This window comes from Halorientalis pallida (assembly GCF_049605515.1).
In the GTDB taxonomy this organism is placed as follows: domain Archaea; phylum Halobacteriota; class Halobacteria; order Halobacteriales; family Haloarculaceae; genus Halorientalis; species Halorientalis pallida_A.
On record NZ_CP187158.1, the window covers coordinates 746,240 to 767,192 of the forward strand.

22 protein-coding genes and 1 tRNA gene are annotated in these 20,953 nt (G+C 67.0%); 12 read left to right on the plus strand and 11 right to left on the minus strand.

The window, feature by feature from the left end:
* Positions 1 to 69 precede the first annotated feature (69 nt).
* Entirely contained in the window at positions 70 to 441 is a 372-nt protein-coding gene (locus ACOZ4N_RS05470) for a hypothetical protein (RefSeq protein ID WP_424018919.1), read from the minus strand.
* Between the two features lie 82 nt (positions 442 to 523).
* Here ACOZ4N_RS05470 and ACOZ4N_RS05475 point away from each other — a divergent pair, with 82 nt between their 5' ends.
* The 3 genes from ACOZ4N_RS05475 to ACOZ4N_RS05485 all read left to right on the plus strand — a co-directional run bounded on the left by ACOZ4N_RS05475 (position 524) and on the right by ACOZ4N_RS05485 (position 4,368).
* Positions 524 to 1,117 carry a protein sorting system archaetidylserine decarboxylase gene (locus ACOZ4N_RS05475; RefSeq protein WP_424018920.1) on the plus strand — a complete coding sequence of 198 codons (594 nt, stop codon included), beginning with the start codon at positions 524 to 526 and terminating at the stop codon, positions 1,115 to 1,117.
* Between the two features lie 81 nt (positions 1,118 to 1,198).
* Entirely contained in the window at positions 1,199 to 3,304 is a 2,106-nt protein-coding gene (locus ACOZ4N_RS05480; protein ID WP_424018921.1) for an acetate--CoA ligase family protein, read from the plus strand.
* Positions 3,301 to 4,368, plus strand: coding sequence for a phosphotransacetylase family protein (locus ACOZ4N_RS05485; RefSeq protein WP_424018922.1), 1,068 nt, complete (start codon positions 3,301 to 3,303; stop codon positions 4,366 to 4,368). Before ACOZ4N_RS05480 ends, ACOZ4N_RS05485 begins: the two co-directional genes overlap by 4 nt.
* Before the next feature lie 161 nt (positions 4,369 to 4,529).
* On the opposite strand, the gene bioD is transcribed toward ACOZ4N_RS05485, so the two are convergent.
* The 5 genes from bioD to ACOZ4N_RS05510 form a co-directional block, all read right to left on the minus strand.
* A complete protein-coding gene (bioD, locus tag ACOZ4N_RS05490; protein WP_424018923.1) occupies positions 4,530 to 5,216 on the minus strand; it encodes a dethiobiotin synthase in 687 nt (228 codons plus the stop codon).
* Positions 5,213 to 6,466, minus strand: coding sequence for an aminotransferase class I/II-fold pyridoxal phosphate-dependent enzyme (locus ACOZ4N_RS05495; RefSeq protein WP_424018924.1), 1,254 nt, complete (start codon positions 6,464 to 6,466; stop codon positions 5,213 to 5,215). The genes bioD and ACOZ4N_RS05495 overlap by 4 nt, the downstream gene beginning before the upstream one ends.
* On the minus strand, positions 6,466 to 7,524 hold the full coding sequence (locus tag ACOZ4N_RS05500) for a transcriptional regulator (protein ID WP_424018925.1): 1,059 nt from the start codon (positions 7,522 to 7,524) through the stop codon (positions 6,466 to 6,468). Before ACOZ4N_RS05500 ends, ACOZ4N_RS05495 begins: the two co-directional genes overlap by 1 nt.
* Before the next feature lie 33 nt (positions 7,525 to 7,557).
* On the minus strand, positions 7,558 to 8,685 hold the full coding sequence (gene bioB / locus ACOZ4N_RS05505; RefSeq protein WP_424018926.1) for a biotin synthase BioB: 1,128 nt from the start codon (positions 8,683 to 8,685) through the stop codon (positions 7,558 to 7,560).
* 63 nt (positions 8,686 to 8,748) lie between these two features.
* Positions 8,749 to 9,801, minus strand: a complete 1,053-nt coding sequence (locus tag ACOZ4N_RS05510) for a hypothetical protein (protein WP_424018927.1) — start codon at positions 9,799 to 9,801, stop codon at positions 8,749 to 8,751.
* Between the two features lie 150 nt (positions 9,802 to 9,951).
* Between ACOZ4N_RS05510 and ACOZ4N_RS05515 the strand changes: the two genes are divergently transcribed.
* The 3 genes from ACOZ4N_RS05515 to ACOZ4N_RS05525 all read left to right on the plus strand — a co-directional run bounded on the left by ACOZ4N_RS05515 (position 9,952) and on the right by ACOZ4N_RS05525 (position 11,285).
* Positions 9,952 to 10,233: a hypothetical protein gene (locus ACOZ4N_RS05515; protein ID WP_424018928.1), complete on the plus strand. Its 282-nt coding sequence runs from the start codon at positions 9,952 to 9,954 to the stop codon at positions 10,231 to 10,233.
* On the plus strand, positions 10,230 to 10,664 hold the full coding sequence (locus ACOZ4N_RS05520; protein ID WP_424018929.1) for a hypothetical protein: 435 nt from the start codon (positions 10,230 to 10,232) through the stop codon (positions 10,662 to 10,664). The genes ACOZ4N_RS05515 and ACOZ4N_RS05520 overlap by 4 nt, the downstream gene beginning before the upstream one ends.
* Positions 10,665 to 10,748: 84 nt before the next feature.
* Positions 10,749 to 11,285 carry a DUF7504 family protein gene (locus tag ACOZ4N_RS05525; protein ID WP_424018930.1) on the plus strand — a complete coding sequence of 179 codons (537 nt, stop codon included), beginning with the start codon at positions 10,749 to 10,751 and terminating at the stop codon, positions 11,283 to 11,285.
* Here the strand turns inward: ACOZ4N_RS05525 and trxA are convergent.
* Both trxA and ACOZ4N_RS05535 read right to left on the minus strand, forming a co-directional pair.
* A complete protein-coding gene (gene trxA / locus ACOZ4N_RS05530; RefSeq protein ID WP_424018931.1) occupies positions 11,282 to 11,683 on the minus strand; it encodes a thioredoxin in 402 nt (133 codons plus the stop codon). The genes ACOZ4N_RS05525 and trxA overlap by 4 nt on opposite strands.
* Before the next feature lie 121 nt (positions 11,684 to 11,804).
* Complete coding sequence (locus ACOZ4N_RS05535) at positions 11,805 to 12,098, minus strand: HalOD1 output domain-containing protein (protein ID WP_424018932.1); 294 nt, start codon at positions 12,096 to 12,098, stop codon at positions 11,805 to 11,807.
* 128 nt (positions 12,099 to 12,226) lie between these two features.
* On the opposite strand from ACOZ4N_RS05535, the gene ACOZ4N_RS05540 reads away from it, so the two are divergent.
* Positions 12,227 to 12,724, plus strand: a complete 498-nt coding sequence (locus ACOZ4N_RS05540; protein ID WP_424018933.1) for a LutC/YkgG family protein — start codon at positions 12,227 to 12,229, stop codon at positions 12,722 to 12,724.
* Positions 12,721 to 14,910 (plus strand): LUD domain-containing protein, encoded by a 2,190-nt coding sequence (locus ACOZ4N_RS05545; protein WP_424018934.1) that lies wholly within the window; start codon positions 12,721 to 12,723, stop codon positions 14,908 to 14,910. Before ACOZ4N_RS05540 ends, ACOZ4N_RS05545 begins: the two co-directional genes overlap by 4 nt.
* Positions 14,911 to 14,938: 28 nt before the next feature.
* On the opposite strand, the gene ACOZ4N_RS05550 is transcribed toward ACOZ4N_RS05545, so the two are convergent.
* The gene (locus tag ACOZ4N_RS05550; RefSeq protein WP_424018935.1) at positions 14,939 to 15,250 is read right to left on the minus strand and encodes a HalOD1 output domain-containing protein; all 312 of its coding nucleotides are present in this window, start codon (positions 15,248 to 15,250) and stop codon (positions 14,939 to 14,941) included.
* A 216-nt stretch (positions 15,251 to 15,466) separates the two neighbouring features.
* Between ACOZ4N_RS05550 and ACOZ4N_RS05555 the strand changes: the two genes are divergently transcribed.
* On the plus strand, positions 15,467 to 16,801 hold the full coding sequence (locus ACOZ4N_RS05555; RefSeq protein WP_424018936.1) for a metallophosphoesterase: 1,335 nt from the start codon (positions 15,467 to 15,469) through the stop codon (positions 16,799 to 16,801).
* A gap of 12 nt (positions 16,802 to 16,813) precedes the next feature.
* On the opposite strand, the gene ACOZ4N_RS05560 is transcribed toward ACOZ4N_RS05555, so the two are convergent.
* A complete protein-coding gene (locus ACOZ4N_RS05560) occupies positions 16,814 to 17,332 on the minus strand; it encodes a hypothetical protein (protein WP_424018937.1) in 519 nt (172 codons plus the stop codon).
* A 135-nt stretch (positions 17,333 to 17,467) separates the two neighbouring features.
* On the opposite strand from ACOZ4N_RS05560, the gene ACOZ4N_RS05565 reads away from it, so the two are divergent.
* Positions 17,468 to 17,764, plus strand: a complete 297-nt coding sequence (locus tag ACOZ4N_RS05565) for a PRC-barrel domain-containing protein (protein WP_424018938.1) — start codon at positions 17,468 to 17,470, stop codon at positions 17,762 to 17,764.
* A gap of 6 nt (positions 17,765 to 17,770) precedes the next feature.
* Here ACOZ4N_RS05565 and ACOZ4N_RS05570 read toward each other — a convergent pair whose 3' ends face one another.
* Positions 17,771 to 19,225 (minus strand): DHH family phosphoesterase, encoded by a 1,455-nt coding sequence (locus ACOZ4N_RS05570; RefSeq protein WP_424018939.1) that lies wholly within the window; start codon positions 19,223 to 19,225, stop codon positions 17,771 to 17,773.
* Between the two features lie 130 nt (positions 19,226 to 19,355).
* Between ACOZ4N_RS05570 and ACOZ4N_RS05575 the strand changes: the two genes are divergently transcribed.
* Positions 19,356 to 19,429, plus strand: a tRNA-Lys gene (locus ACOZ4N_RS05575).
* A 196-nt stretch (positions 19,430 to 19,625) separates the two neighbouring features.
* On the plus strand, positions 19,626 to 20,939 hold the full coding sequence (locus ACOZ4N_RS05580; RefSeq protein WP_424018940.1) for a PQQ-dependent sugar dehydrogenase: 1,314 nt from the start codon (positions 19,626 to 19,628) through the stop codon (positions 20,937 to 20,939).
* The last annotated feature ends 14 nt before the right edge of the window (positions 20,940 to 20,953 follow it).

Genomic DNA, 20,953 nt, shown 5'->3' on the forward strand with positions numbered 1-20,953 from the left:
CTTTGGGTTCGTAAAACAATTTTTCGCATCCCCAAAACCGATTTTGGTGAGCCAAAATTCGAGGGTCCCTCAGGGGCGGCTCAGAACCATCGCTCGCTCGTCCTCGCCGATGCCAGCACCCGTTTCGCGCCGGCATTGCTCCTCGTGTGCGTCCAGAACGGCGTGGAGGTCGGCCTCGGCGATGTCGAGCGCGTCGGCGAACTCGTCCCAGACGTGGGCGCGCAGGCGGAGGAAGTAGGTGTCGTCGGTCCGCTGGAGGACCGGCTGTTCGTGGAACTGCGAGCGCCACTCGTAGACGATATCTTCGACGCCCGGATTGTCACGGACCTGTCGCTGGTGGCTGGTCAGCAGATCTCGGAGCGTCGCCTCGTCCAGGTCGTGCCGGCCGGCGACTGTCGCGAGCAGGTCGTCGTCGAACGGTGCGAGCAAGTCCTCGGTCATCGTCCCAACGAGGAGTGGCAGGCATAAAAACACCGTCGCCACCGTCCGATAGGTTCATTCCCTCGGGACCGAACCGGGAGGTATGTGCGCTCGTTTCGCCCGCGGATCCTGGCGGTACGCGGCACCCCCCGCGCTCGTCGGGCTCTTTCTGTTGCCGTTCTCGCTGGCCGGCGCGGCCGTCGCCTTCCTCTCCAGCGGTGCGGCCCTGGGGTTCCACCGCGACCCGGACCGCCGGCCGCCCGCCGACGGCCTCCTCGCACCCGCCGACGGGACGGTCTCGGTCGTCCGCGAGGAGGGCGGCCGCCTCCGAGTGGGCGTGTTCATGAACCTGACCGACGTACACGTCAACCGGGCACCGCTGTCCGGGACCGTCGAAGCCGTGACCCACTCGCCGGGGAAGCACTGGCCTGCGTTCACGAAAGAGTCCGACCGCAACGAGAAGGTCCACGTCGAATTCGAGGAGTACACCGTGGTCTTGATCGCCGGAGCGGTCGCGCGACGTATCCATCCCTACGTGGAACCAGGCGAGACCGTCGAGCGCGGCCAGCGCATCGGGCACATCTCCTTCTCCAGCCGCGTCGACGTACTCTTGCCCGAGGGCGTCGAGCGCGAGGACCTCCGCGTCGAGAAAGGCGAGACGGTCACGGCCGGCGAGACGCGGCTGGTCGACCGCTGACCGCCCGCCGTCACGGGATCGCCGGGGTCACGCTGGCCGGTTTCCCGAACTATATCCGTCACGGAGGTCAACCGCCACACGATGGGCGAGCTAGCTACGATGTTCGCGCCCGACCGGGTGGCGGTCGTGGGCGCGACCGAGAGCGAGGGTTCAGTCGGCCGCGCCATCACGTCGAACCTCGCCGCCGACTTCGACGGCGAGGTGGTCCCCGTCAACCCCAACGCCGACGCCGTCCTCGGGCGACAGTGCTACGAGGACATTGCCTCGGTACCGGGAGCGGTCGACGTGGCAGTGGTCGTGGTGCCGGCAGCCATCGCCGTGGACGTGGTCGAACGCTGTGGCGAGGTCGGCATCGAGAACGTGGTCGTCATCACGGCCGGGTTCAGCGAGGCCGGGAGTGACGGGGCGAGCCGCGAGCGTCGCCTCCGGACGGTTGCCGAGGAGTACGACCTCAACGTCGTCGGGCCCAACAGTCTCGGAATCATGAGTACCGGCGTCGGCATGAACGCGACGTTCGGCCCCGAGAACGCCCAGCCCGGCCCGATCTCCTTCATGAGCCAGTCCGGCGCGTTCGTCACTGCCGTGCTGGACTGGGCCAACGACCGCGACGTGGGCTTCAAAGACATCGTCTCGCTGGGCAACAAGGCGGTGCTGGACGAACGCCACTTCGTCGCCGAGTGGGGCGACGATCCGGAGACGGACGTGATCCTGGCCTACCTCGAAGGGATCGAGAACGGCGGACAGTTCATCCGGACCGCCCGCGAGGTCACCCAGGACACGCCGATCCTGATGGTCAAGTCCGGCCGCACCGAGGCCGGAGCCTCGGCCGCGGCCTCTCACACCGGGACGATGGCCGGCAGTGAACGGGCCTACGAGGCGGGGCTGGAACAGGCCGGCGTCCTCCGCGTGGAGACGGTCCAGGAACTGTTCGACTACGCCGGCATCCTCTCGGGCCAACCGCTGCCCGAGGGCGACGGGGTGGCCATCGTCACCAACGCCGGCGGCCCGGGCGTCATGACGACCGACGCCATCGGTGACTCCGCCCTCGACCTGGCCTCGTTCTCGAACGAGACCATCGACGACCTGACCGAGGCCCTGCCCGCGGGCGCGAACGTCTACAACCCCATCGACGTGATCGGGGACGCGGACGTGGAGCGGTTCCGGGAGGCAATCGAGATTACACTCGCAGACCCGAACGTCGGCGCGGCCATCGTGATGGCCTGCCCGACCGCGACGCTCTCGTTCGACGCGCTGGCCGAGGCCACGGTGGAGTTACAGGCCGAATACGGGACGCCCGTGGCGGCGTCGCTGATGGGCGGCGACTCGACGCGGGAGGCCCAGGCCATCCTCTCGGAGGCCGGCATCCCGACGTACTTCGACCCGGCACGCGCGGTTCGAAGCCTCGACGCCCTCCGGGAGTTCCGCGAGATTCAGGCCCGCGAGTACGCCGAACCGACCGAATTCGACGTGGATCGGGAGCGCGCCCGCGAGGTCCTCGAATCCGCGAAGCGCCGGGACACAAACAGCCTCGGCGTCGAGGCGATGGACCTGCTGTCGGCGTACGGCATCCCCATCCCCGAGGGCGAGATCGTCGACGGGGAGACGGAGGCCCGCGAGGCCGCCGAACGGATCGACGACGGCGACGGCGTCGTGATGAAGATCGTCAGTCCGGACATCCTCCACAAGTCCGACATCGGCGGCGTCGAGGTCGGCGTCCCGGCCGAGGAGGTGGCCGACACCTACGAGGATCTGGTCACCCGGGCGCGCAACTACCAGTCCGACGCGACGATCCTGGGCGTCCAGATCCAGGAGATGCTGGACCTGGACGACGCGACCGAGACCATCGTCGGGATGAACCGCGATCCGCAGTTCGGTCCGCTGGTCCTGTTCGGACTGGGCGGCATCTTCGTGGAAGTGCTGGAGGACACGACGGTGAAGGTCGCGCCGGTCAGCGAACCCGAGGCGAAGTCGATGATCGACGAGATCGAGTCCGCGCCGCTGTTGCGGGGGGCGCGGGGCCGCGAGCCGGTCGACGAGGCCGGCGTCGTCGAGACCATCCAGCGCCTCTCACAGCTGGTGACGGACTTCCCCGCGATACTGGAACTGGACATCAATCCGCTCGTCGCGACGCCCGACGGCGTCTCGGCGGTCGACGTGCGACTCACTATCGACCAGGAGCAACTATGAACCCGCTACTCGTCAGTTCGACCGAGGCAAGTACAGGCAAGACGGCCGTCGCGCTCGCGCTGGCCCGGCACGCCGCCGACGAGGGCAAGTCGGTCGGCTACATGAAACCCAAGGGCACCCGCCTGCAGAGCGCGGTCGGGAAGACCCTCGACCAGGACCCGATGCTGGCCCGCGAGATCCTCGACCTGGACGAGCAGATGCACGAGATGGAGCCCATCGTCTACTCGCCGACGTTCGTCCAGGAGGCCGTCCGCGGCCGCGAGGACCGCGACGCCCTCCACGAGAGCGTCACGGACAATTACGAACGGATCGCGGAAGACAAGGACGCCGTCGTCGTCGAGGGGGCCGGCGAGTACCGGACCGGCGGCATCATCGACCTGACCGATCCGGACCTGGCGGACCTGCTGGACGCCCGCGTTCTGCTGCTCTCGAACTACGACGAACCCGCGGATCTGGACGACGTGCTGGCGGCGGCCGACGCCTTCGGCGACCGACTGGGCGGCGTCCTGTTCAACGGCGTCTCCGACGACGAGTTCGACGAACTCACCGAGGACGTGATTCCGTTCCTCGCCGAGCGGGACGTGACCGTCTACGGCGCGATCCCACAGGTGCAGGAACTGTCCGGCGTCACCGTCGGCGAACTGGCCGACGAGTTGGGCGCGGACGTGCTCACCAGCGACGCGCCGACCGACGCCTACGTCGAGCGGTTCCTCGTCGGCGCCATGGGACGCGACGCCGCGCTCTCGGGCTTCCGACGGGCCCGCGAAGCGGCGGTCATCACCGGCGGCGACCGCTCGGACATCCAGACGGCCGCACTGGGTGCCCCCGGGATCAAGTGCCTCCTGCTCACCGGCGGCCACCGCCCCAGCGGTGCCGTCGTCGGCCGCGCAGAGGAGGCGGGCAAGCCCATCCTGCTCGTGCAGGGCGACACCCGGACCACCATCGACCGCGCAGAGTCGGTCATCCGGAGTGGCCGCACCCGCGACCCCGAGACCGTCGAGCGAATGGGCGAGTTGCTGGCCGACGCCGTCGATCTGGGCGCAGTGCTGGCCCTCGGCGACTGAGACGTAGTTTTCGCGTATCTGTCAGTGAAAGATAAAGACTGTAGGTTTATACAGATTCGCGCCCAACCACTGTGTGGAGCCAGTTGGCTCCGTAGTGTCACACGCCGGGGGCACACGCCCCCTGGTTTCCCTGTACTATCGACCGACGAGCGGCCGCACTGTTACTCGGCCGGGACCACCGAGCGCGGGAGCTGTTCGGCGACGCCAGCTACCGCATCTGCGGGTTCGTCGAGCGAGAGCGGCGGCAGCGTCTCGACTGCCACACCGGTCATCCCCGTTATCACGTCCGGATTGGTGCGTTCGGCCGTAGTCTCGCCCGCGTACTCGTTGAGAACGACACCTCCGACCGTGACGCCCCGCGCTCGCAGGGTCTCGACGGTCAGCGCCGTGTGGTTGATCGTCCCGAGTCCCGAGCGTGCCACGACGAGCGCCGGCACGTCGAGGTCGGCGACGAGGTCGACCACTTCCCGTCCGTTCGCCAGCGGGACGCGCAGGCCGCCGATTCCCTCGACCACGCCGACTTCGGCCTCGTCCATCGCGTCCCGACAGCCCGACAGGATCGCCTCGTAGGAGAGGTCCGCGTCGGCCTGCTCGGCGGCGACGGCGGGCGCGAGCGCCGGTTCGAGCCGGCGCAAACAGGTGGCCGCCTCGTCGTCGCCACAGGCATCGGCGACGAATCCGGCGTCGTCGTCCGGCGGATAGCCGGTCTGGCAGGGTTTGACTGCGCGGGCGTCGACGCCGGACTCGCGGAGCCAGCCGACCAGGCCAGCGGTGACGACGGTCTTGCCGACGCCGGTATCGGTGCCGACGACGGCGAAGTCGGTGGGGTCGTCGAAGCCGTCGCTCATACCAGCTCCAGTTCCCGGCCGGCCTCGCGAAACGCCGCGAGACAGCGGTCGATCTCGCTCTCCGTGTGGGTCGCCATCGGTGCGACGCGGATTCGACTCGTCCCCTCCGGGACGGTGGGCGGCCGGATACCTGGGGCGACGATATCGGAGTCGCGGAGGCGGTCGTCCAGCGCCATGGCGTCGTCACGGTCCCCGACCACGACCGGCAGGATCTGCGTCTCGCCCCAGACTTCGTAGCCGGCGTCTTCCAGGCCGTCCCGAAGCCGGGCGACGTTCTCCCACAGTCGCTCGCGGTGGGCGTCGTCCTCACGAGCGATCCGCAACGCTTCCCGCGCCGCACCCGCCGCCGGGGGGGCCAGCCCCGTCGAGAAGACGAACGACCGCGCGGCGTTGAGCAGGTGTTCGATCAGGGCCTCGCTCCCGGCGACGTAGCCCCCCTGGCTCCCGAGGGCCTTCGAGAGCGTCCCCATCTGGACGTGAACGCGATCCGAGAGACTCTCCCGCTGGACGATGCCGCCGCCGTCCCCGTAGAGACCCGTGGCGTGGGCCTCGTCGACCATCAGCCACGCGCCGAAGTCCTCGACCACGTCACAGATGGATTCGAGGGGTGCCACGTCACCGTCCATGCTGAACACCGAGTCGGTGAGGACGAGCCAGGACTCGTCAGGGCCGCCCGACGCTGCCCGTTCGTCCATCTTCGCCCGCAGGTCCGCGGGGTCACAGTGGTCGTACACCACCGTCTCCGCGCCGGCCTGCCGACAGCCGTCGACGATGCTCGCGTGGTTGAGTTCGTCGGAGAACACCACGTCCGGCCCGAGCGCCGCGATCACACCGACGTTGGTGGCGTACCCCGACGAGAAGACGAGGGCGCGCTCGGCGTTCTTGGTCCTGGCGAGGTCCCGCTCCAGCGCGCGGTGGGCCGGCGTGTCTCCAGTCACGAGCCGACTCGCACCCGCGCCGGTGCCGATCTCGCGGGCGGTCTCGGCCGCGGCCTGCTGAACGCGCTCGTCGCCGGCCAGCCCGAGGTAGTCGTTCGCGGCGAAGATCAGTTGCCCGGGGCCGTCGAAGACCGGCGCGTCGCCCCCAGGGTCGTCCGCGATGGGACTTCGCGCTGAGACCGCCGCGACGGGCGTGAGTTCCCGGCGGAGGCCGCGCCGTTCGCGTTCGGCGAGCCGGCCGGCGGGATCGAACCCGCGGTCGCCAGTGCCGCGCCGCTCCGTCCGGTCGTCCAGTGAGGCGTCGCTGGCCATCAGAATCCGGGCATCAGGTCGGCGGGGCCGAACACGCCGTACTCGCCCGCACGGTTCCGGCGAACGCCCGCTTTGAGGTAGCCAAGTGCCGGACCGTTGACGTTGGCCGCCATGCTCGTCGCGTCGTCCAGCTCGAAGGTGTTCGTCCCGGTCTCGCCGTCGAAAGTGGTTCCGGTCACGCGAACCGTGGTCGTCGTCGGTTTCTCGTCGCTGGTCACGTCGAGGATTCCGCCGACGGTCACGTCCTCAGCATCGCAGATGCCGGCCCGCTCCAGCAGCACGTCGTCGGCGTGTTCCATGTCCTCGAACTCGATGACGCCGTCGTACTCGTCGATGACGGCTTCGATCTCCGCGTCGCTCATCTCCCGTGCGTCGTCGATGTCGTACTCGGGCAGGTGAGCGATGTCCTCGCGGACGGTGCCGCGGTTGTCCTCGTAGCCCGATTTCAGCCCGACGCCCCACCAGATCTCGACCTCGTGGACCTCGACGAACGACTGGGCGGCGATGGCCGCCGCGCCGGTGAGGAAGCCGGGCGTCGCGCCCGCGCCGCAGACGAACGTGATCCCCTGTTCTTCGAACTCGTCGGTCCGGTCGTCGAGCATGTCGATCACCCGCGAGCGTTTCAGCACGTCCACGAGGACGCCCTCGTACCCGGCCTCGGCGAAGCGATCAGCAACCCGGGGAATGAAGTCGTGCTCGAAGTTCGGGAGCGCGATCAGCACGGCGTCGATGTCGTCGCTGGCCTCGATGATATCCGCGATGGGTTCCTCGGTCGGATCGGCCTGGACCGAGGCCGCGACGCCGGCGTTTTCGCCGGTCTGTTTGACGCCGCCGGAGTCCGCACCCGGGCCACTCGCTGCCGCAGTGCCGCCATCGCTCGCGATATTCCCTTCCGTCGCCGCGAGCAGTTCGTCCACGTCCAATCCGTCGTGATCGACGGCGACGCCGTTGCGATCACACGCCGCGACGGGCGTGAGGTGATCCTTGTCCGTCGAGACTTCCAGTGTTCGTCGGCCGATGCCACCGCATCCCAGTACCGCGAAGTTGACTTCGTCCATGTATCGTAGCCGTATTCCGAAATCCGCGAGTCGTTAGTCGTCCAGTTCCGCGTTGCTCGTCGCCGTCCCGGCGGCCGTCTCCACGTCGTCGGCGTCGACCGGGTCCTCGCCGGCGCGGGCCTTGACCGCCTCCTTGTCGAACTCGTTCGCGTCCATGTTGGGCTCCATCCCGGCTTCTTCCATCACCTCGATGTCGTCGCCGGGCGACTGGCCGCCCGTCGTGAGGTAGTCGCCGGTCAGGATGCCGTCGGCACCCGCCTCGAAGGGCAGGTGCTGTTCGTCCTTGTCGAGGTTGACCTCGCGCCCGCCCGTCAGTCGCACCCTGGCCTCGGGGTGGAGCAGGCGGTAGACCGCGATGGTCTCGATGATCTCCTCGGTGCTGATGGCGGCCGAGTCGCCCAGTTTCTCCCCGAGTGCCGTCCCCGCGACGGGGTTGAGGATGTTCACTGGAAGCGAGGAGACGCCGATGTCCTGGAGCGCGACGGCCGCGTCGACCCGGTCCGTGGGCGACTCGCCCATCCCGAGGATGACGCCGGCACAGAGGTCCATACCCACGTCCTTGGCGAGTTCCAGCGTCTGCACCCGGTCCTCGAATGAGTGGGTGTCGACGATCTCCGGGAAGAACGCGGGCGAGGTCTCGATGTTGTGATTGTAGTGGTTGATCCCCTCGTCGGCGAGGATCTCGGCCTCCTCGCGCGTGAGGATGCCGAGGCTGGCGTCGACTTCCACGTCGGTCTCGTCGCGAACCAGCCGGATCGCACGCAGGACCTCCTGCCACTCCTCGGGGCGTTGCTCCTTGGAGACGCCTTTCTCCGCGACGACGATGCCGAACCGCTGGGCACCGTCGCGTTCGGCGCGTTTGGCCGCGTCGAGGATCTCCTCGGGATCGAGAAATCCGTAGGTCTCGATGCCGGTGTCGAAGTGGACCGACTGCGCACAGAAGCCACAGTCCTCGGCGCAGTTGCCTGCCTTCGCGTTCACGATGGAACAGGCGTCGACCGTGTCGTCGCCCAGCTGTGAGCGCACGTAGTCGGCCCCGGCCGCGAGTTCCTCGACCGGCTGTGCCAGCAGCGCGAGCCCGTCACGGCGATCCAGTTGCTCGCCCGCCAGCACCCGCTCGACGGCGTCGTCTATCGTCCGGTTACCGGTCTCGTAAACCACGACTGCATAGGCAGTTGACGAGATGTTAAAGCTAGGGGTCAGCCCAGCCGCCGTGACGGCCAGCTACGGGATGAACCGGTCGGCGGAAACCGCTTCGCTGGCCAGCGGCGCCACCTGTCCCAGCACCACGTCGAAGTTCAGCCGGTCGATGGGGTAGAACTCCCGGAAGTAGTACTGATCGACGGTGTCCACGGACTTGGAGAAGTCGCGCTCGATACGGACGGTTCCCTGGCCGTCGATGGCGGTGAAGTCGTCGGCTTCGATCTGGCTGCCGTAGTCGTAACTCGCCGTCGACCCGTAGTTGGTGTGGAGGTTCACGTACTGGGTCGGCTTCTTCGAGTCCAGGGTCACGTCGGCGGCGATGGTCCGGAGCATCACGCCGTCGTCCGTCTCCGCCGTCGTGACGTTCTGGACGGACATCGACACGTCGGGCTGGGGTACTTTCAGCAGGTACGACTCCTCCGCCCGCGTCGTCGTCACGTCGACCTGGTAGAGTGGCCGCGAGAGATAGTGCGGCAGCAGGTTGTCGTACGGGACGACGACGTTGTCGTCGCCGTCGACGCGGTATCCGTCGGCGGAGTCGACCAGATCGAACGGGAGGAGTACGTCCTGAATCTCGCCGGACAGGCCCGCGTCGAACTCGATGCCGCTTTCGGTCTCCCTGCCCTCGACGATCTCCCGCCCGTAGACGGGATCGAACGGCTTCGACGGCGGATAGTAGTCCGGTTCGTAGGCCGCCCGTACGTCTTCGATGGTCTCGTCCGCCCCGACGCCGACGTGTAGTCGCCGGTGGTCTCGCCAGACGTTCCGTTCGTGGAACGAGGAGTAGGTCTCGTAGGTGTACTCCTGGAGGCAGGCTCCCAGACCGAGTTCGTTCGTGACGGTGTGGTACGGGACCTCCTCACCGTCTTTCTCTCTCCGCTCGGTGACTTCGACCAGTCGGTCCAGCCCCTCCCACGGGCGAACGGTGCGGTTCTCGGCCTCGGTGGACGGATCAGTCGACGACCCCTCCTCGGTCGGTTCGTCCGTCCGTGGATCTTCCTGTGTCGATTCGCTACACCCGGCCAGAACGGTTGCACCACTTACCAGCGCCGCGAGACAGTCCCGTCGTCGCATGTCCGGCATCAAACACGTCCGTCTGAAATACCTTGGCCATCGGGATGACTCCCGGTCCGGGAAGACGACCGCCACCCGATTCCCGATCCGACTGTCGCACCGTGAGAGTTAACTCCTCACCCCCTGAGTCCTCGGCAAGCGAGTCGTCGCATGTACACGAGGATCCTCTCGCTGGCGACGGTGATGGTGCTGGCGGGGACACTTCCGCTGGCAGTGATCGCCGTCCGTGGGTACTGGCAGGCACCGTTCAGTCGGCTCCTGCGGCCGCTCCCGGCCATCGTCGGTGCGCTCGTCGCGTTGCACGTGCCGACGATACTCGCGGTCGACCCGCCGGTCGTCTACTCCACGGTCGTCTCGTCGCTGGCCGTCGCCGCGTCGTTCGCGATGGCCTTCGAGGCACTCATGCTCCTGACGGGGAGGCGAAAGCTATGATCGACCTGGCGAGTGCGGCGGGGCCGCTGATCGGCGATCCGGCGGCGTGGCTCGGGATCGGTGGCGTCCAGTTGTCGCGGTACGCCGACCTGTTCCAGTGGCTCCTGCACTTCATCCAGACGGTCCTCCTGCTCGTGACCAGCCTGTTTCTGGTGTATCCGGTGCTCCGGCATCCACAGAACGTGGCTCACAGTCGCGGCGTGGGACTTCTGGCCCTGGGGTTCTTGCTCCTGAGCGCCCAGTGGGCGATGGAGTTCGTCCCCGTCCCGGATCTCGTCGCGCCGGTGTTGGCGCTGGCCAGTGCCGTCAGCTTCGGCGCTGGTTGCTGGGAATTCGCCAGTTCGTTCGTCGATACTGCCGAACGGGTTAAGTTGGTCGGCGACGAAGACGGCGACAGCAGTGGGGGATTCGGGGACGACGTAGACGGGTAATCCCGCACGACAGGACGACGGGGGCTCACGGAATGGAGCGAATACATGCTACTACAAACCGGTGGGACGGTGGGAGAATCGGCGATGACGAGTACGAGTAACGCCACGCAGGGGAGCGATCAGGGGGTCGTTCCGGGGACACAACTGCTGGCGGCGCTGTCGTCGATGGAGTCGGCGCTGTCGGTGCCGCCAGCGGGCGCGTTCGACAATCTTCTGTTGATTTCGCCGAACTCACCCAAACAGGTGGAGGCGGATCTCAGAGACAGAGAGATCGACGTGTCGAACGTCGGTCTCATCCCGATCTCGGGGTCGGCCCACACCTACGAGGGACCACTGTGGACGACCGACGCGATCTCCCCGAGCGACCTGACGGGACTCAGCATGGCGTTCACCCGGTCGCTCCAGCATCTCACCAGGGGTCACGGGTGGGTGCTGTTCGAGAACCTGAACGTCCTCCTGATGTACGCCGACGAACAGCAGGTCTACCGACTCGTCGATCACTTCGTCCAGAAAACTCGCGAACGGGAAGTCAGCGGTGCCTACACCGTGGTAAAGGGAGCCATCGGGGAGCAGACGTTCGCCAGGCTCCAGAACCGCTTCGACACGGTGCGGGGCGTCTAGCTGTACTGCTCGATCAGATCGACGAGCGTGCCCTTGTCCTGGACCCCGACCACCTGCTCGACGGCCTCGCCGTCGGCGAACAGGATCAGCGTCGGCACACCCTGGACGTTGAACTGCTGGGCCAGCGCCTGGTGTTCGTCCACGTCGACCTTCGCCACGGTCGCCGCCGTCTCGGCCGCGATGGCCTCGACGGTCGGTTCGAGCATCTGGCAGGGACCACACCAGTCCGCGTGGAAGTCCACGAGGACGACACCCTCGCCCGTGAGGTCGGCGAAGTGATCGCCGTCCTCGACGTGGACCGGTTCGTCCGGCGACTCACCGGACAGCTCCGACTGCAGTTGCTCTTTCTTTTGCTCGCGGATCGACTCGATATCGTCCGTATCACTGGCGTCACTCATACCATTCCGTACGGTAGCGTGCCGTATAACGGCGTTGGCTGTGCGCGCAGTGGACACGGCAGCCGTGGCTCACGGATCGGTACGCCAGCATCGGCGGATCGCCCCCACGTCGGCCAGTCTCTCAGTCGGCGGCGTCGACCGTTACGTCGCCGGTTGCATCGACCGTCACGTCGTGGTCCTCGACGGAGAACGTGATATCGTCCACGTCGTCTTCGTCGAACACGGCAGCCAGATCGTCGAGATCGACGTAGGCGTCGAGATCGTCGAAATCGTCGACGTCGCCGTCGACGGCTTCCGCGACCGCTTCCAGCACGACCCGACTCGCCGGCTGCGGACTGACCCAGGCCTCCTCGTCGTCGGTGTCACCCTCCTCGTCCGGCCGGAGGATGTAGACCTCACCGTCGTTTGCACCCATACAACCCCCTATATCCTATACCCTTATATAAACCTACCAGCAATTTCAGGCTCTGAATACGCTCACGGCCGGGTTCGGGCCGCGCGAGGGCAAAGCAATTAGGTACCTGGTACCAGACACCACGTGACATGAGTTCCGAGTCGCTCTCGACGTTCGAGTCGTCAGTTCCGGGTCCGGTCCACCGGACTCCTGCCGCGGACGCCGACGCCACCCTCGCCGAGGCCATCGACGAACCAGCCGTCGGAACAGCGTTGCCGTACGACGAGGTGGCACTGCCCGACGCCGTCGACACCGACCCGTCGCCGTCGACGCTTCAGGCGGCCACGACGGGCGTGACACCTGCGGCGCTGGGCATCGCTAACTACGGCACCGTGACGATTCCCTCGGGTGCGGCGGGCGACGAACTGGTCAGTCTGTACACGCCCCGCCACGTCGCCGTCGTCGCCGCCAGCGATATCGTGCCGGACATGCCGACGGCGTACGAACGGCTCGGCGAGGACTTCGCTGCCGGAATGGACACGCAGATTCTGGCGACCGGCCCGAGCGCGACCGCCGATATGGGGACGCTCGTCCAGGGCGTTCACGGTCCCTCGGAAACGCACGTCGTCGTGCTGGAGGACCGATGAGTTCCCGCCGCGACACCGCCGAGCGGCTCCGGCGGCTCATGGCGACGGAGGGCGACGCCGTCGCCCAGAACACGCGCACCGTCAACCAGCTTTCGGACTACGCCATCCAGGGGTTCGACGACTACGAGGATCTGCGCGATGCGGCCCGCGGGATCAAGGAGTCGGCCATCGAGAACCTTCCCGAACTCATCGACGAGGTCACCGAAGCCGTGGAGGCGAACGGCGGGCAGGTCCACGTCGCCCAGTCCGCGGCGGACGCCAACCGGATCGTCGAGTCGATCATGGCCGACCGCGAGGCCGAGAAACTGGTCAAGAGCAAGTCGATGACCACCGAGGAGATCGACGTGAACGACCACCTCGAAGACGAAGGCTACGAGGTGGTCGAGACGGACCTCGGGGAGTTCGTCATCCAGGTCGCCGACGAGGCACCCTCGCACCTGATCGGCCCGGCGATGCACCGCACGCCCGAGGACATCGCCGACCTGTTCAACAGCGAGTTCGACCTGGCGGAGGACCTGTCGGGCGACCCCGACGAACTCACCGAATTCGCCCGCGAACGCGTGGGCGAGCACATCCGCGAGGCCGACGTGGGCATGACGGGCGCGAACTTCGTCGTCGCCGAGTCCGGGACGCTGATGCTCGTCACCAACGAGGGCAACGCCCGGAAGACGGCGGTGACGCCCGATACGCACGTCGCCGTCGCGGGCATCGAGAAACTCGTACCCAGTCTGGCGGACCTCCAGCCGTTCACGGAACTCATCGCCCGCACGGGGACGGGACAGGACATCACCTCCTACGTCTCGCTGTTGACGCCACCCGTCGATTCCCCGATCCCGGACTTCGAGGCCGACGAGATGCGACCCGCCGACGACCGGGAGTTCCACCTCGTCTTGCTCGACAACGGCCGGATGGGGATGCGCGAGGACGACGACCTCCGGGAGACGCTGTACTGCATCCGGTGTGGGGCCTGCTCGAACGCCTGCTCGAACTTCCAGGCCGTCGGCGGCCACGGCTTCGGCGGCGAGACCTACACCGGCGGTATCGGCACCGGCTGGGAGGCCGGCGTCCACGATCTGGACAGCGCCGGCGAGATGAACGACCTCTGTACCGGGTGTTCCCGCTGTGAACCAAAATGTCCGGTCGAGATCGACATCCCGTGGATCAACACGGTCGTCCGCGACCGGATCAACCATCGGGGCGAGGGGGACGATTTCGACTTCCTCGTCGAGGGGCTCACGCCCGACGAGGAGCCCGCGGGACTGGACCTCCAGAAACGGCTGTTCGGCAACGTCGAGACGCTGGCGAAGGTCGGCTCGCTCGCGCCCGGCCTGAGCAACGCCGTCGCGGGGAGTCGGCCCGGGAAGTGGGTCCTGGAGCAGGCGTTCGGCGTCGATCCGCGCCGTGACCTCCCCGAGTTCGCCGACGAGACGCTGCGGGAGTGGTACGGCGCTCGCGGCGCGCAGGTGAGCAATCCCGACCGCGACGTGGTGCTGTACCCCGACGTGTACACCGACTACTTCGACCCCGACCGGGGCAAAGCGGCCGTGCGAGTCCTCGAAGCGCTGGGCGTCCGTGTCCACGTTCCGGCAGTGCCCGAGAGCGGTCGGGCTCCGTTCTCACAGGGGATGATCGAGACGGCCCGCGAGCAGGCCGAGGCGGTTCACGGCGCGCTGGTGACCCACATCGACGACGGCCGGGACGTGGTGGTGATCGAACCCAGCGACCTGGCGATGTTCCGCCGGGACTACGAGCACCTCCTGCCCGAGCGATCCGCCGAGCGACTGGCCGAGAACACCTACGACGTGCTGGAGTACGTCTACGGCCTGCTGGACAACGGGGCCGACGCGGACGACCTGAATGCCCCCGACGAAGACGCCGGGGTGGCCTACCACAGTCACTGCCAGCAGCGGACGATGGGCGTCGACGAGTACACCGAGTCGGTCCTCTCGGACCTGGGCTACAGCGTCCGGACCTCAGACGTGGAGTGTTGCGGGATGGCCGGGAGTTTCGGCTACAAATCCGAGTACTACGAGGTCAGCATGGACGTGGGCGAGCACCTGCACGACGACCTCGGCGCGGTCGAGGATCGAACGCTCGTCGCCAGCGGGACCTCCTGCCAGGAGCAACTGGACGTGCTCTACGAGCGGGCGGTGCCTCACCCGATCGAGTTGATCGCGCCGCGGTAGCCGACCGATTCGGGTCCGGTTCCGGCGGTCACTCCTCGGTCTCTTTGACCGGGATGAGTTTCACGTTCCCGTTCCGGTTGATCGTGATCCGGTAGCCCGAGTACGAGAACGCGATCTCGACCTGTGCGTCCAGCGAGGGCGGCGTCTGGAACAACCGCTCGACCAGATGGTCCACTTCGTCGTACAACAGCGGCAGTTCGTCGACCGGCTCGTCCTCCAGCGTCGCGACCAGTTCGAGGAAGTCGAATTCGGCGGTCTCGGGATCTGGCGATATCTGTGTCAAGATGATGCCCGTTTCCTCGTCCGGGAGCAGGTCGTCTCCGCGATGCAGGTCTCGCATACCGAAGACCGACGTGGCCGCCCCTAACCAGTGTAGTTTCGTCTCACGTGCCGCTATGCGTTGTGTTAACACGAGTGGGTCCCGAAAGCACCGTGACTGACGACCGGGTCAGTGCCGTCGACGGGACACCCGGGACGACGAGGTGGGGCCACCCTCTACCGAGCGAGGCCGCCGAAAGAACAAGGCCTATGACGACAGGGTCGTCACACGGTGACAGTGCCGACCGACGCCGACGACCGCGTGTACTACGTGATCAGCGACCTGCACGTCGGCGGGGAGGAGCAACTGGGCGAGGTCGAGGCCCTACCCGAACTACTCGACTTTCTTGAACGACTGGAACGGACCGACGAGAACACGGAACTGATCGTCAACGGTGACGCGTTCGGGCTCTGGGAGATCACGAGCGTCGAGGGGACGGCGAAGTTCGACCACCTCACCGACACGTATCCCCGACTGTTCGAGCAGTTGCGCGCGACCGGCGACAACGTCACGATCACGCTGTTGCCGGGCAATCACGACCACGAGCTCGCCGCCTACGACGAGTACGTCGAGCGATTCGCGGCGTACAACGTGAATCTGGTGCAGGAGGAATCGCTCACCAGACGCGTCGGCGACCGCGTCGTGTACTTCGAGCACGGCCACCAGCAGGACCCGAACAACCGGATCGAAGACTGGGGAAACCCCAACGCGTCGCCGCTGGGCTACTACTACAACACGCTCGTCACCAGCCGCGCGGGCCAGCTTTCGGACCGGGGCCGGTACAACTGGCTGAAAGACGTCCAGGCCGTCACGCCGACCGAACGGATGCCGGTGTGGTTGCTCTCGAAGTACTTCTACCGCGAGATGAACCCGCTCTTGCGGTACGCGCTGGTCCCGTTCCTCCTGCTGTTCAACGTCAGTGCCGTCCTCGCGGTTCTCGCTGGACTCTCGGTGGCTGACATCTGGTCCACGCCGGTCGAGTTGGGGACGGCGTTTCTCGGCCAGTTCGGGGCCGCCGGCACGGCGCTCTGGTTTCTGCTCGCCGTGAACGTCGCCATCGCCGGGCTCCTCCTGCTCGTGGGAATCCCCCTGTACTTCCTCCGGCGTGACGTGCGCAAGACTATCGACCGGTTCGGCGTCTTCGAGACCACACTGACCGTCGATGCCGAGGTGCCGTACGAGAAGGCCGCACGCGAACGCTTCGCCGCCGACGAGGAGACGGCCATCTACTGCTACGGACACACTCACCGACCGGCACTCTCCGAGGTCGAAGGCGGGGTCCTCGTCAACAGCGGGACGTGGCTCAAGCGGCTCCATCGCCGCGACGGCGCTATCGGCGTCCTCCCGCCCGTGTTCTACCCCTCCTACCAGCTCTGTGCCGTCCGGATCGCCGCCGAGGCCGACGGCGTAGCCGTCGAGTTCGAGGAGATCCGGAAACCGAGTCCGAGTCCGGAGGAACTCACGCTCACCGAGCGACTGCTCACGGTGGGCCGGAAACCGGACCCCGACCTCCCGGAACGAGCGGAGATACCGAACGAGCGGCCCGCGACACAGCCGGAACCGGCGGAGTGACCGGGGCGCGACTCAGGTCCGTGTCAGTCCGAACAGGACGAGGAGGAGGGCGAAGCCAGCCACGCCCGCGGAACCGGGGACTACGGTGAACGCTCGAACGGGTGCGGCGAGCAGATAGCCGACCGGTCGAAGCAATCGGGGGAGGTCGTCGGCCGTCTCGAACAGGGTTTCGGTGTCGCCGACGCTCGGGAACGCCGTCAGCGCGAAACAGGCTCCCAGCCAGAACAGCGGGATCGACAGGATCGGCGTTCCGGCCGTCCGTGCCAGCGCGAGCGCGCCGAACGCGAGCGCGGTGTTGAGCAGGAGAGGCGCGACCGCGATCAGCAGATCCGCGGGAAACGACGTGACGCGCTCGTGATCGAGAGACGCGTCGGCGGCGAATGGATTCAGTATCGAGGTCCCGACCACTTCGACGCCGGCCAGCCGACAGGCCAGCAGGTGGGCGGCTTCGTGGCTGACGATGCCGGGGGCGATCAGGGCGGTCTCGGCGGCGTAGTACAGGGCCGCGAGGGAGGGCCAACGGTCGGACACGCAGTGTGATCACTGGGGGCGCAGACGCCGTATGTCCATCGGTTACGCCGCGAACGCCGGGTTCTGGCATCCCCTCGGCTGACGTACGTCAGACACCTGCCAAAAGTTAAGAGGGAGGCTGTGTTGGGGGTTCGTATGGACGGACCAACGCAGGAAATTACCGCGCTGGTGGGGCGAGAAGTGTATTCGAGCAACGGTGTCTTCGTCGGCGAAGTCGAAGACGTGCGACTGGATCTGGACGACGTGCAGGTGACCGGTCTGGCCCTGCACGAGGTCAACCACGACCTGTTCGGCGAGCGCGTCCGTGGCAACCGCGGCATCATCCTGCCCTACGACTGGGTGCAGGCCGTCGGGGATGTCGTGCTGGTCAGCGACATCATCGAACGGCTTCGCACCCCCGAAGAAGAGCAGGAAGAAGAGATTACAGCCTGACGCTCTCTAACTCCCGTTACTACCGCCTTCACTGCCGTCGACGCCCATCGCCTGAAAGAGCTTCTGCTTGACGGCCTGTTCGGTCAGTTCCAGCAACGTGTCGCGGTTGTCCTCGTTGGTCTCGATGCCCGTGAAGATGCCCAGCGGAATCTCCGCGCTGGCGTCCGTGGAGTGGCCGGCCGTCTCGCCGATCTCGGCGAAGGCGTCTTCGAGCACCGCACCGATGTCCATGCGGATGTCCTTCGAGCGGGCGGCCAGATAGATCGTGTCGTCGGCCAGCGCGAACACGGCGGTCGTGGTGATCCCTTCGAGGTTCAGGAGGTGCTGGGCGGCCTGTGAGAGCGCGTCGCGGTCGCGGATGAAGCCCGCGTTGGAGATGAGGTGGGACCCCTTGACCTCGCGGTTCCGGATGGCCTCGGCGAGCACGTCCAGCGTCTCGGGCGACATCGAGGGCGACTCGACCTGTTCGAGCGTGTCGTGGTCGGCGAAGGGGTAGAGGTAGGCGGCGGCGGTCAGATCGGCGGGTGTCGTGTCGCGTTTGAAATCGAGGGTTTCGGCGCGGATGCCGTAGAGGAGCGCGGTCGCGACGTTGCCGTCGAGGCTCAGATCGAGTTCCTGAATGTACTTCGTGAGGATCGTCGACGTCGCGGAGACGTTGGGGCGCACGTCGACGAAGGCGGCGTCGTGGTCGTGTTCGGGCTCGAAGTGGTCGATCACCACGTCGACCTCGTGTTCGACCTCTGGCTCGCCGCCCTTGGCGTGATCGACCATCGCGAAGGTGTCGTAGCCTTCTAGGTCCACGTCGCTACTCTGCTGGAGTTCGATGCCCAGCAGGTTGACGAACGCGCGATTCTCCTGGTGCCCGATCTCGCCCTGGTAGATGATGTCCGCTTCTACGTCGAGGCTGTCGGCGATCAGCTGGAGGGCGGCGGCGCTGGCGATGGAGTCGGGGTCGGGGCTGCGGTGGATGAGGATGGCCATGCGCTCGTCGGTGTCGGCGATGACGTCGGCGAGCTGGGTGGCCTTGTACTCCAGTTCGCCGGTCTCCAGCGCCCGGAGCGCGGAGTCGGCGATGACGGCAGAGGGGTTGATGACCACGTCGGCCCCGGCCTCGGTGAGTTCGTCGGCGGAGACGGGGTCTGAGGCCCGGGCGACGATGAACTGTTCGCCGCCGCGGTCCCGGACGTTCTGGACGGCGGCCATGTTGGCCTCCACGTCCGAGGAGAGGATCAGGAGGACGTCCCGGTCCTCGATGGCCTCGGCGGTCGTCGACTCGCGGATGTCCGCGGTGCGGGCGTCGAGGTCCTGGTCGCGGAGGGCCTCGACGCGGCCCTCGTCCTTGTCCAGAATGAGTACGTCTTTGCCCTCCGTTTCGAGTTCTTCCGCGACGGCGTGGCCCACACTCCCGCACCCGAGAATCGCATACGTAGACATCGAGGCCATCGTAATGGCGCTGCTCATGGTACAGGCGCTCGGTCCGGGAGCTACTTATAACACACCTTCCCGTCACGTCTTCGAACTGGGGTGATCGGAAACCGCACGAAGAAGGAAACGTATTTCAATACCACCCCGTTACGTTCAGTCGCCGCGAGGGCCGATAGCTCAGTCCGGCAGAGCGACGGCCTCTTAAGCCGTCGGTCAAGGGTTCAAATCCCTTTCGGCCCGTCTCTCCCGGCGCTCACAATTCGTGAGCGTCGGGTGTACGTCCGAAGGGATTTGAATCAGGGAGTGAAGCGGAGCGGAACGACCGTGGTTCAAATCCCTTTCGGCCCGCTTCTCTGACGAACTTTTCCGCGAGCACCGCGTAGCGTGTGCTCGCCGGGGAACCAACGCCTATCAGGCACCCGTCCGTAGGGCGGCCATGACACGCAGACGGGACTTCCTCCGGGCCGGTGCGGTGGCGGTCGGCGGGGCGCTGGCAGGGTGTTCGTTACTGGAGAGTCGAACACAGCCATCGGAGTCGGTCGGCACCGAACCGGTGGCGACGGGGTTCACAGCACCGCTGGGGATGGAGACGGTGGGCGACGGGCGATTTCTGATCGCGGATCAGCCCGGGCAGGTGTACCTGGTCGACGCCGACGGCCAGCAGTCACGGCCGGTCCTCGACCTGCGGGATCGGATGGTGACGCTCAACCCGGGCTACGACGAGCGCGGGTTGCTCGGGATCGCAGTCGGCCCCAATTTCGCCGAGCGGCGGCGGTTGTTCGTGCGATACAGCGCGCCGCTCCGGCCGGGGATGCCCGACGGGTACAGTCACACGTTCGTCCTCTCGTCGTTCGCGGTCGACGAGAGCCTGCAGGCCGATCCGTCGAGCGAGCGGATCGTGCTGGAGATCGCAGAGCCACAGGCCAACCACAACGCCGGGTCGATCACGTTCGGACCGGACGGCTTCCTCTACGTCGGCGTGGGCGACGGCGGAGGCGGGAACGACGTGGGGCGAGGGCACGTCTCCGACTGGTACGACCGCAACGACGGCGGGAACGGACAGGACGTGACCGAGAACCTGCTGGGGAGTATCCTCCGTCTCGACGTGCGCGAGGGTGCTGGCGGGAACGGCCGGGCGTACGGGATCCCCGACGACAATCCGCTGGTCGGCCGCGAGGGGCTGGACGAACACTACGCGTGGGGCTTCCGGAACCCGTGGCGGTTCTCCTTCACCGACGGCCGGTTGTTCGTCGCGGACGTGGGGCAGAACCGGTTCGAGGAGGTCAGCATCGTCGACCGCGGCGGGAACTACGGCTGGAACGTCCGGGAGGGGGCCCACTGTTTCAGTACGGAGGACCCGGGGGCACCGCCGGCGAGCTGTCCGACCGAGACCGACGACGGGACGCCGCTGCAGGGGCCAATCGTGGAGTATCCCCACGACGGCGACGGCGTGAGCGGGATCTCGGTCATCGGTGGCTACTACTACACCGGCGGGATCGGACCGCTCACGGACCGGTACGTCTTCGGTGACTACCGGGCGGAGGGGACCATCTTCACGGCGAGGGAGCCGGACGGTGACGGGCTGTGGAACCTGTCACGGGTGGACCTGGAGACGGCCAGCGGCGACCCGCCGGGGCCGAATCTGTTGGCGTTCGGGCGGGACGCCGAGGGCCGGTTGTACGTGTTGACGACCGGATCGGGTGGGCCGGAAGGGGCTTCCGGCGCAGTCCACCGACTCGTGGCGGTGTGAGCGGCGGCGAGTCG

Excerpts from the sequence above, each read along its gene's own strand:
- ACOZ4N_RS05520 (WP_424018929.1), top strand. The coding sequence starts at position 10,230 with ATGATCGACCTGGCGAGTGCGGCGGGGCCGCTGATCGGCGATCCGGCG.
- ACOZ4N_RS05540 (WP_424018933.1), top strand. The coding sequence starts at position 12,227 with ATGAGTTCCGAGTCGCTCTCGACGTTCGAGTCGTCAGTTCCGGGTCCG.
- ACOZ4N_RS05570 (WP_424018939.1), bottom strand. The coding sequence starts at position 19,225 with ATGAGCAGCGCCATTACGATGGCCTCGATGTCTACGTATGCGATTCTC.
- ACOZ4N_RS05550 (WP_424018935.1), bottom strand. The coding sequence starts at position 15,250 with ATGCGAGACCTGCATCGCGGAGACGACCTGCTCCCGGACGAGGAAACG.
- ACOZ4N_RS05580 (WP_424018940.1), top strand. The coding sequence starts at position 19,626 with ATGACACGCAGACGGGACTTCCTCCGGGCCGGTGCGGTGGCGGTCGGC.
- bioD (WP_424018923.1), bottom strand. The coding sequence starts at position 5,216 with ATGAGCGACGGCTTCGACGACCCCACCGACTTCGCCGTCGTCGGCACC.
- ACOZ4N_RS05495 (WP_424018924.1), bottom strand. The coding sequence starts at position 6,466 with ATGGCCAGCGACGCCTCACTGGACGACCGGACGGAGCGGCGCGGCACT.
- ACOZ4N_RS05515 (WP_424018928.1), top strand. The coding sequence starts at position 9,952 with ATGTACACGAGGATCCTCTCGCTGGCGACGGTGATGGTGCTGGCGGGG.
- trxA (WP_424018931.1), bottom strand. The coding sequence starts at position 11,683 with ATGAGTGACGCCAGTGATACGGACGATATCGAGTCGATCCGCGAGCAA.
- ACOZ4N_RS05565 (WP_424018938.1), top strand. The coding sequence starts at position 17,468 with ATGGACGGACCAACGCAGGAAATTACCGCGCTGGTGGGGCGAGAAGTG.
- ACOZ4N_RS05500 (WP_424018925.1), bottom strand. The coding sequence starts at position 7,524 with ATGGACGAAGTCAACTTCGCGGTACTGGGATGCGGTGGCATCGGCCGA.
- ACOZ4N_RS05485 (WP_424018922.1), top strand. The coding sequence starts at position 3,301 with ATGAACCCGCTACTCGTCAGTTCGACCGAGGCAAGTACAGGCAAGACG.
- ACOZ4N_RS05545 (WP_424018934.1), top strand. The coding sequence starts at position 12,721 with ATGAGTTCCCGCCGCGACACCGCCGAGCGGCTCCGGCGGCTCATGGCG.
- ACOZ4N_RS05510 (WP_424018927.1), bottom strand. The coding sequence starts at position 9,801 with ATGCGACGACGGGACTGTCTCGCGGCGCTGGTAAGTGGTGCAACCGTT.
- ACOZ4N_RS05525 (WP_424018930.1), top strand. The coding sequence starts at position 10,749 with ATGACGAGTACGAGTAACGCCACGCAGGGGAGCGATCAGGGGGTCGTT.
- ACOZ4N_RS05470 (WP_424018919.1), bottom strand. The coding sequence starts at position 441 with ATGACCGAGGACTTGCTCGCACCGTTCGACGACGACCTGCTCGCGACA.
- ACOZ4N_RS05535 (WP_424018932.1), bottom strand. The coding sequence starts at position 12,098 with ATGGGTGCAAACGACGGTGAGGTCTACATCCTCCGGCCGGACGAGGAG.
- ACOZ4N_RS05480 (WP_424018921.1), top strand. The coding sequence starts at position 1,199 with ATGGGCGAGCTAGCTACGATGTTCGCGCCCGACCGGGTGGCGGTCGTG.
- ACOZ4N_RS05475 (WP_424018920.1), top strand. The coding sequence starts at position 524 with ATGTGCGCTCGTTTCGCCCGCGGATCCTGGCGGTACGCGGCACCCCCC.